The 17,226-nt window shown below is 61.5% G+C and carries 13 protein-coding genes and 1 pseudogene; all 14 read right to left on the minus strand.

Annotated elements, in window-relative coordinates:
• Nucleotides 1-162 precede the first annotated feature (162 nt).
• The 14 genes and pseudogenes from AC3IT9_RS13320 to AC3IT9_RS13385 all read right to left on the minus strand — a co-directional run bounded on the left by AC3IT9_RS13320 (nt 163) and on the right by AC3IT9_RS13385 (nt 17,041).
• On the minus strand, nt 163-2,676 hold the full coding sequence (locus tag AC3IT9_RS13320) for a spermidine synthase (protein ID WP_489273343.1): 2,514 nt from the start codon (nt 2,674-2,676) through the stop codon (nt 163-165).
• 183 nt (nt 2,677-2,859) lie between these two features.
• Nucleotides 2,860-4,440 (minus strand): arylsulfatase, encoded by a 1,581-nt coding sequence (locus AC3IT9_RS13325; protein ID WP_151214659.1) that lies wholly within the window; start codon nt 4,438-4,440, stop codon nt 2,860-2,862.
• 73 nt (nt 4,441-4,513) lie between these two features.
• Complete coding sequence (locus AC3IT9_RS13330) at nt 4,514-5,542, minus strand: HAD family hydrolase (RefSeq protein WP_489273344.1); 1,029 nt, start codon at nt 5,540-5,542, stop codon at nt 4,514-4,516.
• Nucleotides 5,539-6,966, minus strand: a complete 1,428-nt coding sequence (locus AC3IT9_RS13335; protein ID WP_489273345.1) for a BatD family protein — start codon at nt 6,964-6,966, stop codon at nt 5,539-5,541. Before AC3IT9_RS13335 ends, AC3IT9_RS13330 begins: the two co-directional genes overlap by 4 nt.
• Nucleotides 6,963-8,543, minus strand: a complete 1,581-nt coding sequence (locus AC3IT9_RS13340) for a VWA domain-containing protein (protein WP_489273346.1) — start codon at nt 8,541-8,543, stop codon at nt 6,963-6,965. The genes AC3IT9_RS13335 and AC3IT9_RS13340 overlap by 4 nt, the downstream gene beginning before the upstream one ends.
• A gap of 1 nt (nt 8,544) precedes the next feature.
• On the minus strand, nt 8,545-9,537 hold the full coding sequence (locus tag AC3IT9_RS13345; protein WP_489273347.1) for a vWA domain-containing protein: 993 nt from the start codon (nt 9,535-9,537) through the stop codon (nt 8,545-8,547).
• The gene (locus tag AC3IT9_RS13350) at nt 9,524-10,117 is read right to left on the minus strand and encodes a DUF4381 domain-containing protein (protein ID WP_489273348.1); all 594 of its coding nucleotides are present in this window, start codon (nt 10,115-10,117) and stop codon (nt 9,524-9,526) included. The genes AC3IT9_RS13345 and AC3IT9_RS13350 overlap by 14 nt, the downstream gene beginning before the upstream one ends.
• A complete protein-coding gene (locus AC3IT9_RS13355; protein WP_489273349.1) occupies nt 10,114-11,058 on the minus strand; it encodes a DUF58 domain-containing protein in 945 nt (314 codons plus the stop codon). Before AC3IT9_RS13355 ends, AC3IT9_RS13350 begins: the two co-directional genes overlap by 4 nt.
• Nucleotides 11,058-12,038: an AAA family ATPase gene (locus AC3IT9_RS13360; protein WP_489273350.1), complete on the minus strand. Its 981-nt coding sequence runs from the start codon at nt 12,036-12,038 to the stop codon at nt 11,058-11,060. Before AC3IT9_RS13360 ends, AC3IT9_RS13355 begins: the two co-directional genes overlap by 1 nt.
• An 8-nt stretch (nt 12,039-12,046) precedes the next feature.
• Complete coding sequence (locus AC3IT9_RS13365) at nt 12,047-12,997, minus strand: SphA family protein (RefSeq protein ID WP_489273351.1); 951 nt, start codon at nt 12,995-12,997, stop codon at nt 12,047-12,049.
• Between the two features lie 12 nt (nt 12,998-13,009).
• A complete protein-coding gene (locus tag AC3IT9_RS13370; RefSeq protein WP_489273352.1) occupies nt 13,010-14,410 on the minus strand; it encodes a DUF1254 domain-containing protein in 1,401 nt (466 codons plus the stop codon).
• Between the two features lie 26 nt (nt 14,411-14,436).
• Complete coding sequence (locus AC3IT9_RS13375) at nt 14,437-15,888, minus strand: DUF1254 domain-containing protein (protein WP_353742896.1); 1,452 nt, start codon at nt 15,886-15,888, stop codon at nt 14,437-14,439.
• A gap of 73 nt (nt 15,889-15,961) precedes the next feature.
• A pseudogene (locus AC3IT9_RS13380) lies at nt 15,962-16,153 on the minus strand (hypothetical protein); the annotation flags it as partial.
• A 462-nt stretch (nt 16,154-16,615) separates the two neighbouring features.
• Nucleotides 16,616-17,041, minus strand: a complete 426-nt coding sequence (locus tag AC3IT9_RS13385) for a YciI family protein (protein WP_095944775.1) — start codon at nt 17,039-17,041, stop codon at nt 16,616-16,618.
• Nucleotides 17,042-17,226: the final 185 nt, after the last annotated feature.

A 17,226-nucleotide genomic window follows, 5' to 3' on the forward strand; every position in this document is an offset into this window, starting at 1 on the left:
CGCGCGATGAAGCTTGATGCAGCTTTGTCGGATGGTCGGCGTCTGTCAAATAGCAGATGCTGTGAAGCTGATGGCCCTTTCGCGAGCAGGCTCGCTCCCACAAGGTACACATTCATCTGTGGGAGCGAGCCTGCTCGCGATGACGGCCGCCAAGGCGCTACATCACTCCCCGACAAACCACCGGTAATACGGATTCCCCGAATCCCCACGCATCACCTCGCGCATATCCCTGGCCCAAGCGTCACGGTTTCCGTCGTAGGCATGCAGGCTCGCCCGATAGAACTGCATCAGGCGTTGTTGCTGGGTATTCATGCGCTCGATGAACCCGGCGTCGGCATTCAATACGGCTGGCGGTTGGTGCAAGTCGAGCAGGGCCGGCAGCACGCGGCTGATCTCTTTTGAACGAACCCAGGGCGCGTATTCGATCCTGGGCTGATCGTCCGTCACCGGTTGCGCATCGCCAGCGAAGCGTTCGAGCCCCGCACGGTCAGTCACCCAGGTGGCGAGCAATGCCGCGGCCGAACCGACGCCGACATCCTGCAAGGTGCTGCGAACGCTGTCCTGCTGGAAGCGTGCGTTGATCTTCGCCGCATCCAGTTCAATCGGCTCCATCGAACCCACCAGCAGCATTTCGTGGAATTCGCTGGTCCACAGGGTCGCGTACGGGAACACGTCGAGGAAACTGCGCACCAATGAGCGCGAGTCGTCGATGTTCTGCGTCGGCAGCGGCAGCCATTGCGCGACCAGGCCTTGTTTGTGCAAACGGCTGGCGGCCAGTTGGTAGAAGTCCCGGGAATACAGGTTGACCACGCCGGCGGCGGAGGGCGGTGGTGGTTCGAGGGTGATCAGGTCGTAGCGCTGCGGATTGCGCAGCAGTTCCTGGCGACCGTCACGCAAGCGCACATCGACCCCCGGATCGGCCGCGGCATTGAAGTTGCCCTTGAACAAGGGGGCTGCCTTGACCACCGAAGGCAGCAGTTCGGCGACCACGCGATGTTCCAGGCCGGGGTAGCGGGTCAGGGCGCCCGCGGTGATGCCGGTACCGAAACCGATCACCAGTGCCGAGCGTGGCTCGCCGTTGTGGATCAACAGCGGCAGCAGCGCCTGGATCCGCATGTAGCGCAGGGACGGCATGGCGTCGCCGGTATTGGACACGCCCTGAATGTACAAACGCTGGAACGCTCTTTCGCCCTTGCCCTGGGTGACCACGGCGACGGTCCCGCCACGGCCTTCTTCGTAGAACGTCAGCGTGCCGTTGCGCGCTCCCGGCAGCAGGCTGGCGAGCTTGTTCACCGGCGTGAACACGGCAAGTGCCAGGGACACCAGGCCGATGGCAACCACCGCCTGGCGTCGGCCTTTCTTCACGCCATGGCCCTTGCGCACGGCAAGGTACGCGATAGCGGCGGCGATCATTGCCAGCAGGCCAAGGGTCCGCACCAGACCCAGCATCGGGATCAGGACAAAGCCGCAGAGCATCACGCCGACAATCCCGCCAAGGGTATTGAACGCGACGACTTCGCCGACGTTGCGCCCCACCTGCTCGCCACCGACGCTCAAGCGCAGGGCCAACGGGAACGCAGCCCCCAGCAACAGGGTCGGTACAAACACGATGCTCAAGGCGGCCACCGCAAAGCGCGTGCTCATGCCCGCCAGTTCACTGCCGCCCAGTGACAATACCCAGGATTCGGCCAGGGTTTGTGCAAGCACCAGCCAGCGTCCGAGCAACGCCACTTCCAGCAAGGCAATTGCACCGGCTGCGGCAATCAGCAAACCGAACACCCCCCAGGGATCGCGCAGGCGATCGACCCGACGGGTCAGCAGCATGCTGCCCAGGAACAACCCGGTGAGGTAAGTCGCCAGCACCACGGCAAAGGCGTAGGTGCGGGTGCTCATGAATTGCACGATCGATTGCGACCACACCACTTCGTAGCCCAGGGCTACGCCACCGGCAATGGAGTACAGCCACAGGGCCAGGCGGTCGGGGGCTTTTTCAGTGTGATGTTTCACCGGGGCATCGACGGGTGCCACGCGCTGGCGCTGGAACCACAAGGCCCCTGCGGCGGCCAGCAGGTTCAGCATGGCGGCGACCAGCGCGCTGCCGCGCACGCCGAGGGTGGCAATCAACAAGAACGCAGCGAGCAGGGTGCCAGCGATGGCCCCGGCGGTGTTCGCCGCATACAGCTGCCCGCCGGCCTTGCCCAGGTGTTGCGGGTCAGTGGCCAGGGAGCGAACCAGCACCGGCAGGGTGCCGCCCATCAACAGCGCGGGAATGCCCACCAGCGCGAACGGCAGTACCCAGGCCAGCAAACCCACGTGTTCTTCCAGCCAGGCAAACGGGCTGGCCGCCAGGCTCATGGCAAAGGTCGCACCGACTCCGAGCACCGCCACCAGCACTTCCAGCCCGGCGTAGAGCACAACCGGTTGTTGCATCCGGTCCGCCCAGCGCCCGAACAGCAAGCCGCCCAAGGCCAGCCCGGCGAAAAACGCGCTGATCCCGGTGGTGATGGCATAGACCTCGACGCCCACCACCAGGGACAGCTGCTTGATCCACAGCACCTGATACACCAGCGCGGCGGCGCCGGAGACAAACAGCAACAGGGCGGGGATCAACAGCGCCGGGGAGGCGACTTGAGGGGCAGGTATGGCCGACGACTTGCTGGCGACACGTGAGGTCATTGCGGATTGCCTTGTTCCAATTCGAAATAGCCTGTGACCGCACCGGCCCTTCGCGAGCAGGCTCGCTCCCACATTTGCAATGCTGCCCCTGTGGGAGCGAGCCTGCTCGCGAAAGAAGTCGATGCGGTCCCAGATCGAAAATAAGTCCACTCGCCGGTGAGGGCGAGCGGTGGTCCAGCGGTCTTACTGTGCAGCTTTCATTTTTTCAGCGATTTTGGCGTCTACCGCAGCACGGATCTGGTCAATGCTGAAGCTGGCCGGTCTCTGGCTAGGTGGATACTCGATGAAGGTCTGCAGGAACGTCGCCGATTTTTCGACGGCTACAGCCGCCAGGTAGACGTTCTTGGTCTGCCAGTCGTAATACTGGTCGGAAACCACGTCGGCACGTTCATACGGGTCCATGCGCAGGTTGAAGATCTTCGGTACGCGCAGGCATACGAAGGGTTCGCTCCAGACCTTGAAGCCGCCGGGTGCGCGCTGTTCGCAGAACACGGCTTTCCAGTTGTCGAAACGCATCGACACCAGCACGCCGTCATCGTTGAAGTAGTAAAACTCCTTGCGCTCACCCTTTGGCGCCTGGCCGGTCAGGTAGGGCAGTTGGTTGTAACCGTCCAGATGCACCTTGAAGTTGGTGCCGCCGGACGTCGGTGCCCAACCCTTGAGCAGCTTGGTTTTCACGTCGGCATCGCCAGCGGCGGCCAGTAAGGTCGGGAACCAGTCCATGCCCGAGAACATCTCGTTGGACACTTCGCCCGGCTTGATCTTGCCTGGCCAGCGGACCATCGCCGGAACGCGGTAGGCACCTTCCCAGTTGGAGTTCTTCTCGTTACGGAACGGCGTGGTTGCCGCGTCCGGCCAGGAGAACTGGTTCGGGCCGTTGTCGGTGGTGTAGACGACGATGGTGTTGTCGGTGATTTTCAGGTCATCGAGGGTTTTCAGCAGCTTGCCGACATCGCCGTCGTGCTCGATCATGCCATCGGCGTAATCGTTGCCGGGCATGCCGCTCTGGCCCTTCATCGATTCACGCACGTGGGTGAACAAGTGCATGCGGGTGGTGTTCATCCAGACGAAGAACGGCTTGTCCGCCTTTGCCTGTTTCTCGATGAACGCTTGCGCCGCGGCGGTGGTTTCGTCGTCGATGGTTTCCATGCGCTTGGTGTTCAGCGGGCCGGTGTCTTCGATTTTGCCATCGGCAAAGCTGTGGATCACGCCGCGCGGGGAGTAGGCCTTGACGAACGCGGGGTCGTCCTTGGGCCAGTACGGACGCTCAGGCTCTTCTTCGGCGTTGAGGTGGTACAGGTTGCCGAAGAATTCGTCGAAACCGTGGTTGGTCGGCAGGTATTCATCTTTGTCGCCCAGGTGGTTCTTGCCGAACTGGCCGGTCGCGTAGCCCTGGGACTTGAGTGCCTGGGCGATGGTGATGTCGCGTTTTTGCAGGCCCACCGGTGCACCCGGCATCCCGACTTTCGACAGCCCGGTACGTAGCGCCGACTGTCCGGTGATGAATGTCGATCGGCCGGCGGTGCAACTGTTCTCCGCATAGTAGTCGGTGAACATCATGCCTTCTTTGGCGATGCGGTCGATGTTCGGAGTCTTGTAGCCGACCACGCCCATGGAATAGGCGCTGATGTTGGTCTGGCCGATATCGTCGCCGAAGATCACGAGAATGTTGGGTTTTTCGGCGGCCCCGGCAGTTGCCGAAATTGCCATGACCGACGCTGCCACAAAGGCGAGCTTCGGTATCCACTTACGTATGCGAGTCATCTGACTGGCTCCTTATGCTCACTTGCGTCGCGTACTGCGACAAACGTTTATTGCGGTCCTGCATTACGTCTTTTTATTGCACTTGCTCAGGTGTGGCGGCATCGAACGGGTAGATTCGACGCCATTCGGATGCCATGTCGACGACCGTCCAGCCACGTTTGTTTGCTTCGTCCAGGGCCTTGTCCAGGCGACCGATCTGTGACTGTCGGTCGTAAGCCCATTCGCGTTTGGCGTCGGTGTGATGCACCAGGCCCATGAAGCGTTTGCCGGGACCGGCGGCGGTCCACTGGAGCATTTGCAGGTCGCCGTCGGAGTTGCCGAAGGCGAGGATTGGCCGACGACCGATCACCGCGTCGATGCTGACCGGTTTGCCCGGGCCATCATCGTTGTGGGCCAGTTTCGGCGTGCGCAGGATCGACGCCTTGCCATCCTTGTAATCAAAGGTGGTAACGAAGGTCGTGCCGATAACCTGCTCGGGCGGAACGCCATAGACCTTCTCGGCGAAGGCGCGCATGAACCCGGTGTCGCCACCGGAGACGATGTAGGTCTTGAAGTCCTTGCCGCGCAGGTAGTCGAGCATTTCCAGCATCGGCTGGAAGATCATCTCGGTGTACGGCTTGCCGGTTTTCGGATGGCGGGCCTGGGTCAGCCAGGTCTTGGCGTAGTCGTCGAAGGCTTCGGTGGTCATCCCGGTGTGGGTGGCACCGAAAATTTTCATCATGCCCTCAAGGCCGCTGGCAGCCAGGGCCTTGTGATCGTTTTCCAGCACCGCCTGGAACGGCTGGGTGGTTTTCCATTCCGGGTGCTGCGATGCGGTGCGCTTGACTTCTTCCAGGGCGAACAGCAACTCGAAGTACATCGGCTGCTCGCTCCACAAGGTGCCGTCGTTATCGAACACGGCAATGCGCTCCTCGGGTTTTACAAAGTCCTTGCTGTTTTGATCGGTGACTGTCTGCACGAATTCGATGATCTGCTTTTTCGACGGCCCGTCGTTCCAGGAGGGCAGCGGCTCGGCGGCCTGCACCAGCAGCGGCAGGCTCAAGGCCAGGGTCAGCAGGAAACTGAATGCGCGATGATGGCGTAGCGATATCGAGTTCGTCATGGCAAGTCCTTCTCGTGAACGGGGTTGAGCGGATGAAGAGCAGAGACGACTGATTCTCTATTGCGCCCGGCCTGACTATGCAGCGTAGACAAGGATTCCCCGATTTGGCGCAGCGCCTGTTCTTTGTCCGGTTCGCGGCCATAGCAGGCCCGCAGGAAGGTTTGCAGGCGCGGGCCGAGGCCGGTCAGTTTCAGGTCGTGGCGGCTGCGTCGGGTCCACAGGTACAGGGCGCTGAGTTGCGCCGGTTTGCCTTCGATTTGTGCCGGGATCTGCCGCCACGCATAGTCGGCGGACTCGAGCCAGGCGGCGTGTCGGGCGTGGCGTCGGGCTTGCCACATGAGGTGCGCGCGGCGTACGAGCGGGCGACTGAACCAGCCGAGTGCCACCACCGCCAACACCAGTGCCAATAGCCCGAACCAGTGCCCGGAAAGGTGCAGGCGATTGTGCTGGCCGAGTTTTTTCAGGTCTTCGGTGATTGAAAACACCGGCTTGTAAGCGCTGTTGGCCGCCGCGTCGAAGGTCACGGCAGGCACCGTGGCCGTGCGGGTTTGCTGACTGCCGGCATCCCACCATTTCAGTTCGACGGAGGGCAGGCTGTAGTGACCTTCGGTGTCGATTCGATAAGTCACGCTGTCGATGCGCTGGCCGCCATTTAAGTTGCCGCGACCGTCGTCCAGGTTGTGGATTTGTGGCGCCTTCGGGTAGCGGCTCAGCCCCTTGATGTCGTCCAGCGTTGGTGTCGGCAGTGCCATGGCCAGGGCACCGTCGGCCTGCAAGGTCAGTTCCCGGGTGATGCTGTCGCCGACCTTCAGCGGTGTGGCCGAGTTGACGGTCTTCTGGGTAAACCGCAGGCCTTGGGCCACCAGTACCGCCTCACCAGGCTGAAACCCCGGTGGTTGCGCGGCGTTGAAATGCAAAGGCTGGCTTTGGGCGCTGAGTGCGTGGCTGGCCTGACCCGGTGTGGCTTGTATCGTCAGTGCCGGAATGTCGAAGCCCTGGGCCAGGTTCGGGGTGATCAGGTAGCTGTAGCGCATGCCGCTGAAGGATTGGCCATCGAAGGTCTGGTTGATGTGCTGGGCATGGCCGTCCGGTGGCATCACCAATGCGCCGGGCAGTTTCAGGTCGGGCAGGGTGGGGGCGCTGGTGAACCAGGAGTCGGTGAAGACATCGAGTTGCAACTCGACCAGGCTGCCGACCATGACCTGGGTGGCGGGTTGCAGGCTGGCCTGGACTTTCAGCTGAGGGTCGGCGGCGAATGTGTTGAGGCTGATCAGGCCAATGAGCAGGGCGCCGAGTGTTGTGGTGAGTGGTCGGGCCCTTTCGCGAGCAGGCTCGCTCCCACAAGGGATTTGTGGTGCGCCTGGATCAAATGTGGGAGCGAGCCTGCTCGCGAAGGCCACGACTCGGACTTTCAGGCCGATCATGGCTTGGCCCCCGCCTGATCCTGCAGACTGAATTTCTGCTTGAGGAATTTCGCCGGCGATGTGGTGAGGTTCTGCAGCCATTGCTCATCCGAGGTCGCTTGCTGGGTCTCGACCTTTTTGCTTTGGCCTTTACCCGGTGCCTTGTCCATCTTGATTTCGTCGGGTTTGACCTCTGGCGTGTTTTTCTCGGCGCTTTCGGTGTCTTTTTGCAAGGCAATGGCCAGGGCCAGGTTCGCCGTGGCTTGCGGGAATTGCGGCTGCAATTTCAGCGCCTGGGTATAGGACGCGATGGCTTGATCGAACTTGAAGCGCCGCACGTAGATGTTGCCCAGGTAGAAGTACGCCTGCGGTGTATCGAGCCGCGCGAAGCTGGCCAGTGCCAGGTCGAAATCGGCCGCGTTGTAGGCGGCCACGCCTTTCCAGTACGGATCGACAAACAGTGCCGCCGCCTGAGGGTAGTGCTCATGCTCGAAGGCCCAGCGACCTTGCTGGTCGCGGGTGAAAAAGGCATCGGTCAGCGCGTTGGCCTGTGCCGGCGCCGGTTGCAGGCCCAGTCCCACCGCCAGCAGCAGTACGGCCATCCAGTTCAGGCTCCAGCCCCTGCGCACGCTGAAGAAGGCGATCAGCAGCAGCGGCCAGCACAGCCAGTAACCGGCGTCTTTCCAGTGCAGTTCGCGCTGTTCGTCACTGGCTGACTGGAAGTGCTGCTCGGCGTGCAGTTCGATCCAGTCCAGGTCGTCATCGTTGAGGGTCAGGCTGCCCAGCGGCGCATCCATCGACGAGGCAAGTTGCTTGAGGGCGTCCTGATCGAAGCTGCCCATTTGCGGGCGACCGTTGCTGTCGGTGCGCGGCTGGCCGCTGGCATCGCGGATGATCCCGCCGTCGCTGCTGCCAGCCGCCAGTATCAGCACTTGCAGTGCACTGTCCGCCAGTTGCTTGTCCAGCCCGGCCAGTGCCGAGGTGTCGGCGCCATCGGTGATCAGCAGCAGGGTGCCAGGCGTTTTCTCGGCGGCGAGCAGGCGCTTGGCCTGATCGATGACCGCGCTGACATTTTTCCCCGGTTTGTTGATCAGGTCGGTGCTCAGGGCCTGAATGAACGTATCGAGCAGCGCCGGGTCGTCGGTGGCGGGTAACACCAGGTGCGCGCTGCCGGCGTAGGCAATCAGGGCGTTGCGCGAACCGGCGCGGCGTTGGATCAAGTCGTGGAGCTTGTGCTTGACCGCTTCGAGGCGACTGGGGGGAACATCGCTGGCGTCCATGGAGGGCGACAGATCGACGGCGATGATCAGCGGCGCACGGTTTTCCAGAAAGTCCGGCCGATCCTGTTCCCAGGTCGGCCCGGCGGCGGCGATGGCGCCCAGCACCAGCAGTGCAGACACCAGATGCACCGGACGCAGGCGTTGCCGGTCCTGCGGGGTGATCAGCAGATGCGGCAGCAGGTGCGCGGCGATGTTGCTGCGCAAGCGCCGTTGCAGGTCCTGGTTGCGCCGCCACAGCAATGGCTGCAATGCGCCGAACACTGCGAGCAGCAGCCACAGGGGGCGCAGGAAATGGAAGTCGCTGAGGTTGATGTCCATGTCAGGCCTCCTGCCGTTGACGGGCGAGCATCAGCCGTGGAAGCAGCAGGGCGCCCAGGTGATAAAGCGCGAGCAGGGCGATGGCAGCGCCCAGCGGCCACCAGAACAGATCGCGTTTGGGCTGGTGGCTGAGGGTTTTCACCTGATGCGGGGTGAGCTTGTCGAGGGTGCTGTAGACCTGATCCAGGGCGTTGCGGTCTTCGGCGCGGAAGAAGCGTCCGCCCGTGGCGTGGGCAATCTCCTGCAAGCCTTGCAGGTTGACCTTGGCTTCGCCCTCGGCATTCGGGTCGCCGATGCCGATGGTGTGAATCACCACGCCTTTGGCCGCGGCCATGGCGGCCGCGTGATCCGGGGTGATGGCGCTGCTGGTGTCGTTGCCGTCGGTGAGCAGGATCAGCACTTTTTCCTGCTCATGGGCCTGGTCCAGCAGTTTCAGGCTCAACCCGATGGCATCGCCGATGGCGGTGTTGGGGCCAGCCATGCCGATGCCGGTGTCGTCCAGCAGCAGTGACAGGCTGGCGTGGTCGAGGGTCAACGGCGCCTGCGGATAGGCGCCGGTGCCGAACACCATCAGTCCGATTCGATCGTCTTTACGTTTGTCGATGAACCCGTGCACCACTTCCTTGACCGCGGCCAGGCGATTGATCTTCTGGCCGTTGGCGTCGGTGAAATCGGTGGTTTCCATCGACTGGGAAATGTCGATGGCCAGCATCAGGTCGCGCACCGGCTGCTGGCGCTCGATGGGTTTTTCCACCAACACCGGCCGACTCGCCGCCACCAGCAGCAACGTCCAGACCAGCAGGTTCAGGAGCAACTGCCAGCGGTTGTTGCGGGTGCCGGCCTGGCTCGGTGCCTGGCCGACAGCACGGCTCATCGCCGCGAAAAACGGTACACGCACGGCACTGCGCGCCTCACGGTAATCGGGCAGGTAGCGATAGCCGATCCACGGCAGCGGCAACAGGATAAGCAACCAGGGGTAATCAAACTGCCACATGATGACGCTCCACCCAGGCTTTGCAGGTGCTGAACAGCTGTTGGCGCTGTTCGGTGGGCATGGCCTGCAGTGTTGCGTCGGGGGCGTAGGCCAGCAGCGACAGTTGTTGGCTGAAGTCAGTAGGCAAGGGTTGTTCAATGTGCCGCTGCAAAAACGCCTGCCAGTCCTCTTTCCCCAACGCCGCAGGAGACCCCTGTGGGAGCGAGCTTGCTCGCGATGAGGCCATGACATTCAAAGGTGGTGTCGACTGACCTGACGCTATCGCGAGCAGGCTCGCTCCCACAGGTTTTGTGTTCCAACCGGAGGGCATTGAAAGGGCCACGCGCTTGAGCAATTCGGGAAGCTCACGCAACGCGCTCAGGTCATTACTGCGCTGCTGCAATTCCTCCAGCCGCACCAACGCCTCGCGCCGATAACGATCGCGCCGCCATTGCCAGTAGCGCCGCGCACCAAGCACTACCAGCGTAACGATCAACAGCGCCAGCAACGCCCACCAACCCCAGGTTTGCGGTGCATAACTGACCGGCGCCGGCAGTGCCATTTCCTTGAGTTGGTCGATGCTCGGGATAGCGGGGTTCATCGGCGTCCTCCGGCAAACTTGCCCAGTTCGGCACGCAGTTGTTCGTGGGCTTCTGTAGCGGTGCTGAACATCATCAACGGCACCTGACTGCGGCGCAGCAAGGTCGCGACGTCCTTGAGCCGCCCGCTGAGAAAATCCCCGAGCGGCTGATGCACCTGTTGCCGATCCACCGCCAGCTCCACCTGCAATTGCCCTTGGGTGACCAGCACGCGGCCATTTTTCGGCAGGTTAAGCGCCAGCGGGTCGTAGACCTGCATGGCAATCACATCGTTGTGCGCCGCCAGTTGCCGCATCAGTTGCAAGGTGCGTTCGCCGGCCCCGGCGAAGTCGCTGACGATGCAGATCAAGTGATCGTGACCGGCCACGGCCAGGCAGTGCTGCAGGACCTTGTCGAGCTGGTCTTCGCCTTCGGCGTCCGGGTTGGCGGCATTGAGTGCCTGGTTCTGCTCGGCGATGCGGCTGCACAGCGCTTCGATCCGTTTGCGACTGCGAAGCGGGGCGATGCTGTCGATGCGTTGATCGTTGAAGACCAGTCCACCGACGCGGTCGCCGGCGTTGAACACCATCCACGCCGCCAGGGCGCCGAGTTCGGCGGCGACGGCGGATTTGAAGCTGCGTTGCGAGCCAAAGAACATCGACATGCGCTGGTCTACGAGGATCAGGGCCGGGCGGTCGCGCTCTTCGGTGAATGTCCGTACCACCGGTTTGCCGGTGCGCAGGGACGCGCGCCAGTCGAGGTGACGCAAATCGTCCCCCGGCTGATAGCGCCGCAGTTCATCGAAGTTCAGGCCCCGGCCACGCAAACGCGAAGCGTGGTTGCCGGCCAGGATGCTGCCTTGGGGCTGACGCGCCAGAAAACTCAGGTCGCGAGCCTTGAACTCCAGGGCCATCAGTTGCGCTAGAGAGACATACACCAGGCCATCGACGCTGTTCATGGACATCAGGCAGGAATCGCCACTTTATCGAGCAGACGGTCGAGCACCTGATCGGCGCTGACGCCATCGGCCACCGCGTCGTAGCTCAGTTGCAGGCGATGGCGCAGCACCGGGTGCACCACGGCGCGCACGTTGTCTGGAGAAACGAAATCCTGGCCCTGCAACCAGGCGTCGGCCCGGGCACAACGGTCCAGGCCGATGCCGCCGCGGGGGCTGGCGCCGATGCTGATCCAGCGCCCGAGGTCGGCGTCGTAATCGGCCGGGTGGCGAGTGGCATTGATCAGGTCGATCAGGTAGCGGTCGATGGCCGGAGAAACGTGCACGGCGCTGACTTCACGGCGCGCGGCGAACACCACATCCTGAGACAGGGAGAAGCCCTGCACGGCAGCGATTTTGGCGCCGAGGGCCTGTTCTTCTTCGCGCAGCAGGCGCAGCACCTGGCTTTCGTTTTCCGCGCTCGGGTAATCGAGCAGCACTTTCATCAGGAAGCGGTCCATCTGCGCTTCCGGCAGCGGGTACGTGCCTTCCTGTTCGATCGGGTTCTGGGTGGCGACCACGATGAACAGGTCCGGCAGCGCATGGCTGTTGCCGGCCACGGTGATCTGGCGTTCTTCCATGGCTTCGAGCAACGCCGCCTGGACCTTGGCCGGCGCACGGTTGATTTCGTCGGCGAGGATCAGGTTGCCGAACAGGGGGCCTGGCTGGAAGCGGATTTCGTTCTTGCCTTCGACCTGATGCAGCACCTCGGCGCCGGTGATGTCCGACGGCAGCAAGTCCGGGGTGAACTGGATGCGGCTCATCTTCGCGTCCAGGTGTCTGGCCAGTGACTTGACCGTGCGGGTCTTGGCCAGACCGGGCAGGCTTTCGAGGAGCAAATGCCCGTTGGCGAGCAAACCGACAAGCATCTGCCGGATCACCTGGTCCTGACCGAGCACCGCTTCGGCGATGCTGGCTTGCAGGGCGTTGAGGTCGTTGAGTGCGCTCATGCGGTCTCCTAGAAAAACGCCAGGGTCATGTTGACGCTGAATCCATTGCCTTCAGGGCGGTTCTTGGTGTCGAACTCCGGCACCCAGCGCGCATTGAAGTTGGCCTGGGCGTCGGCGAACTTGCCGGTCCAGCCCACTGTCGGGCCGGCACCCACGGAGCGCCCACGGAAGCCGCTGTCGGCGCCGGACCCCGAGTCATCGGTGATCTGCTGGATGTAACCGGCGGCGATGCCGGCGTTCCAGCCGTTGCCAAAGCCGTGGGTCCACAGCGCATCGAGGGTGTAGATGTTGCCGTTGCGATAATCGGTGGCGTCGTTCTCGGTGTAGAACTCCAGGCCGCTCGACAGCGTGAATTCGCCGCCCTTGCCGTCCAGATGAGTGAACGCCACGGTCGGCATGAAGGTGTAGTTGTTCTGCCCGGGGTTGGCCAGGCGATCGTCGTTGTAGGCGCCGGTGGGCACGTAGATCGGTAGCGAGAACGCGATGTGGTTGAGTTCGTCGAAGTGATAACCGGCGGCAATCGGTGTCACCAGCATGTCGGCGAACTGGGTGCCGGTGTCCGAAGAACCGAGGGTTCTGCCGCGAGGGCCGTTGATACTCGCGGTGATGTCGGTGTACTGCACCGGAACGCCAATGGCCGAGGCGTAATTCCAGCGACCCTTGCCGGTGTCCCAGACATGGGTGAAGTTGGCCATGGTGTAGGACACTTTCATGTCCAGCCCGGTACTCAGGGCACCGACGATCGGCACCTGGGCGTTGCCCTTGAGATCACCGTCGTACCAGATGCTGGTCAGGGACATGACCCAACCCGGCTCCGGGGGCACGATCCCGGCATTGGAGAACACTTGCTGGCCGGTAATCGGCCGTCCGACACCACCTTCAGCCGCCAGTACCAACGGGCTGCCGCTGACCATGCACAGCGCCAACAACAGGGGGCGCACTACGAAAGGCCTGATCATGACTGACTCCACTTATTGTTTTTCATTGACGGGGTTCAACAGCGGCATTTTCCATTCGCCGTTGCTGACTTCCGGTTTTGGCAAATACAGGCGCATTATCCCGTAGAACGGTCCGTTCGGTGCCGGCAGCCAATTGCTTTGCAGGTCTTTGGCCGGCGCCTTGTGCTGCACATAAAGAGTCAGGCCGCCATCGGCATCGAGCTTGAGGTCAGGCAGCATGCGCGAGTTGATCAGGTAGCGATTGAGCGGGTTGGCCACCAGCAGCTTGTTCTTGCCGTCGTACATGGTCAGGGACCAGAACGCATCGGCCGGGGGCAGGGCGCCCTTGTCGAAATGCAGGGTGTAGTCGTTTTCCGAGGCGTCGACCGGTTTGCCGTCCTTGTCGACGAAATAACCGATGTAGTTCGCCTCTTCGGCGGAGTTGCCGAAAATCCCCATGTTGGCGCCGGCATAGCGGTACAGGTAATTGCCCTTGAGGTGATCACGGGTGCCGAAGAAATCACCACTGGTGACCTCGTGGGTATCGACTTTGGTTTTCTTGAACTCGGCAAACCCGGCCTTGGCATCGCTGATGCCGTCTTCCAGGGCCTTGCGCTGCTCGGCGCTGAGTGTGTTGACGTTGAAAGGCTTGCCGGCCTCGATACCGATCCTGGCGAAGCGCGCCAACAGGCCCTTTTCCACGTCCTGGGCCGGGGCGAACGCCAGCATGAAGTTCAGGTAGCGGAACAGGTCCGGGGTTTCGCTCATGGTCGGTGTGGGTTTTGGCCAGTCGATCTTCGGTGCGGCCACCGGCGCTTTGTGTTTGTCGTAATGGCTCAGGGTTTCAACCTTGTAGCCCTTCTGGATCTGCTTGACCTTGGCCAGGTCCTTCTCATCGAACAGTTGTGTGCGGTACAGCGCATAGGCGATGTTGCTTTCACTGCGCAGCAAACGGTCGATGTTCAGCGGTTGCTGGCCCTGCCAGTTGGGCCCGGCGATCATGAAATGCCCGCCATTGTTGCCGGTGCTGCGGGTGCCCAGGTACGCAAAGTTCTGCGTATAGGCGTCGATCAGTTGCACCGAGTAGTAACGATGCTCTTCGATGGGCGGGAGGGTCAGTACCAGTGGCTCGGCGCGCAAATCCATCCAGACAAAGGAGTAGGGCGTGTCGGCGTTCGGCGTGACAAACGCGGTGTCCCTGGCAGTGAAGGCCTTGGCGGTGTTGCCGATCTGGTTGAACGGCGCCTTGAAGTTCGGGCTCTTCTTGTCCACGGCCTGGGTGTAGAGCGTCTTGTACATCTCCACCACCGGAAAGCCGTACAGGTAGGCCTCCCTGGCAATGGCCCGGGCTTCGTCCGGGGTGGCGGTGAAGTCGGCCCAGGCGCTGGTGCTGAGGGTCAGCGCAAGGCCGGTGAACAAAATGCGGTGATTCATATACATCCCTTATTGAACGTTCGGCGTCATTGCACAGCCGTGATGTCATCGAGTTTCCAGCTCTTGTCGAAATAGGTTTCTGTCGGCGCATACAGACGGAAGTAGCTGAACCAGTGTTTGCCCGGCAGGGTTTGCACCCAGTTGTCCTCAAAGCCTTTTGGCGCGGTCGGGCCGAAGTACAGGTCCACCGAGCCGTCGGCGTTTTTCTTCAAGTCCTGACGGGACGACAGGTCGGCCTTGCGCTGCGGGTTGTCGATCAGGCAGCGGCTGTCGATGTCGTATACGGTCATCGACCAGAACTGCCTGGCCGGCGGGTTGGCGCCGACGTGCAGGCGATAGCTTTTGCCGCCGTCGAGCCAGTTGCCCTTGCTGTCGGTGTAGGCGCCGAGGTAGGTCTGGCCCAGCCCCGGGGTTTTCGAGACCATGCCTTTGGTGTTGGTCACCGCCTCGTAGAACCAGGCGCTGCGCTCCCACAACTGGTCGTAATAGGCCACGCGCTGGGACGGATCGGTGATGTTCAGCACGCTGTCCCATTGCCGGTCCGGCCAGAATCGGGCATTGGGGAAACGCTTGGCGAAGGTGTTGGCCTTGGCGATCAGTTCACCGACCTGTGCACCCTGTTCCAGGGCCGCGCGTTGCTTGTCATTGGGGTTGAACAGCTTGTCCTTCTCGATACCCAGGCTGGCCAGCATGGCCATGTAGAAACGGTCGCGCTCGTTGACAGGTTCCTTCTGGATGATCTGGTGCAAGCGCTGCCAGTACGCCAGGCCACGAGGCTGGGTGCCGGACCAGGCTTTACCACCGGGAGACAGCAGTCTGGTTCTGGCAGGCTCCGCTCGCTTGGCATACGGGTACATCTTGAATTGCTCGACCAGCGCCTTGCCCTTGGCCGGGTCTGGATCAAGCACACGAAAGCCCACCAGCACATTCATGGTTTCGGATTTGGCCAGGTAGTATTTATGGGCATCCGCTGGCGGCTCGGCACCCGGTGGCAATACCAGGTACTTGCCGCCCTTGCCTTTGTCCGGGCCGGTCTGGCCCATGTCGATGATCGCCCGCTGCCAGAAATCGCCCACGCCACCGGCAGTCGGGCCTGGCGGTAGTTCAATCACCAGCGGCCCGGTTTCGTTGAGATCGACAAACCCGAGGATATACGGCGTGGTGGCGTTGGCCGTGATCACCCCGAGCTTGTCTTCGTAACTGTTGAGCACCATCAGGTCGCCGTTATGGGCACCCAGTTTGTCGCGGAATTCTTCCTGCCACTGGGCGTAGGACACCAGTGGCAAAGCCCACAGATAACTCTGGGTGGCCTGCTGGAAATCCAGTTCGGCGTAGAGCCTGGCGATCGACTCGTGGGCTGGCAGTTCGCCTTCCATGGCAATTTTGCCGATGCGAGTATCAAGTTCCTGGGCGCCCACGCCGCAGCTGGCGAACAGGGCCATCAGGCTGAAACCGGCTGTGCGAATTGCACCGTGCATATAAAAGTCCTTATTTACCGAAGGTGACGTTGATCCCGGTGTACAGCGTGAACTGTGGCAAGCCGTCGCCTTTGCGGTCGGCGGTCGGCGCGGTAATTTGCGGGCCGACGCCCAACTGCACGCCTTCAGTCTTGAGCAGGAAAATATCGAACAGGTTCAGGTCGCCGATGCCGGTGCTGTAACCGTTATGCGGATCGGGACGGGTGCTTACGGGGAGGGTGACGCGCAGTAATTGCGGGACACCGATAAAGTCATTCGGGGCCATCGTTGGCCGTCTCGGCGTTATCCGCGTGAGCACAAAAAGCAGGTGCGAGCGAAGTCACCCGGACAAAGGCGTACTTCCCCAATTTCTTAGACATTATTCCCCCGGTTCCCTGGTGGCTGATTGGGCATACGGCCGTTATCTTTGGCCGTGACTGCGTAATCCCTTTCCGATCAAGCCTGTAGGACTCGTCGGATGAAGTTAGCAGCTAACCACGGGTTATCCAGTTGAATGGCTTAATTCTTTCGTTTTGTGTGTAGTTTTTTGTTAATTTCGCGTACTAGAAAATTGAAACAAATCAAAGGCTTACCAGAACAAGTTAAACCGTTATCTAGTCAGTGTGGGAGCGAGCCTGCTCGCGAAGTCGGCCTGTCAGTCAACATAAGTGTTGAATGTGACGACCTCTTCGCGAGCAGACTCGCTCCCACAGGAAACTGAAGAAACAGCCGGTTCAGTCAGTGCATCTCAATTCTTCTTTGCTTGCTCCCAAACCCGCTCTTCCTGCTCGCGCAGTTCAGGTGTGAACTCGGCACCAAAATCTTCGGCTTCAAACACCTGGCGAATCTCGATCTCGGCCTCGGTACCCGGCATCGGGTTGGGGCAGCGCTTGACCCATTCGATGGCTTCTTCTTTGGACTTCACTTTCCACAACCAGAAACCGGCAATCAGTTCCTTGGTTTCGATGAAGGGACCGTCAATCACCGTGTGTTTGTCTCCTGAAAACTTTACACGAGCGCCTTTGCTGCTCGGGTGCAGGCCTTCGCCCGCGAGCATGATGCCGGCCTTGACCAGTTCTTCGTTGTAGTTACCCATGGCAGTCAGCAGTTCCTGGCTGGGCATGACACCGGCTTCGGAATCCTGGCTGGCCTTGATGATGATCATGAATCGCATGGTCTTGTCTCCGTTGCAGTTGAGTGGCTCGATTTGTAGTCGAACGACGGTGGAGCAATTCGACAGAGTATTAACAAAAGTTTTCGTCGATGACGTGTCCCGTGCCTTTCGTCATGAACATCGGGTAGCGGCGAGTGAGGGCGTACTCTGTACTTTTACCGACTTGTTCGGCTGACACACGAACC

Source organism: Pseudomonas sp. KH_046_1, from assembly GCF_057839025.1.